The sequence below is a fragment of the Acinetobacter johnsonii genome (genome assembly GCF_048551975.1).
Classification (GTDB): Bacteria; Pseudomonadota; Gammaproteobacteria; order Pseudomonadales; family Moraxellaceae; genus Acinetobacter; species Acinetobacter johnsonii_A.
Map to the genome: position 1 here is coordinate 1 of NZ_JBIMCF010000156.1, position 299 is coordinate 299.

General features: G+C 31.1%; 1 pseudogene. It reads left to right on the plus strand.

Annotated elements, in window-relative coordinates:
• Nucleotides 1–224 precede the first annotated feature (224 nt).
• Nucleotides 225–299: pseudogene (locus ACG9ZB_RS17035) on the plus strand (type II toxin-antitoxin system antitoxin, RelB/DinJ family); the annotation flags it as partial.

Below are 299 nucleotides of genomic sequence, written 5' to 3' on the forward strand. Positions count from 1 at the left end.
GAAAAAAAGTAGTGGTAAAGGAGGAAGTAAGAGAGCTTTTACTATTTTTTCATTTGAGTATTTCACTAATTTAATTCTCTTATCTACTCAATAAACAATACTACTCTAACGATTTTATTGGAGGTTTTTTGATTCTATTTAACATAATGGCTGTTATGCAAAGTCGACTTGTAATGCAATGTGCATTACAATGTTCCTAGTACATTAAATACTTGGGAAATATGATGGCTACTGTTAACTTCAGGATCGATGAAGCCCTTAAAGACAAATCTTATTCACTCCTTAAAGAGCAAGGTATT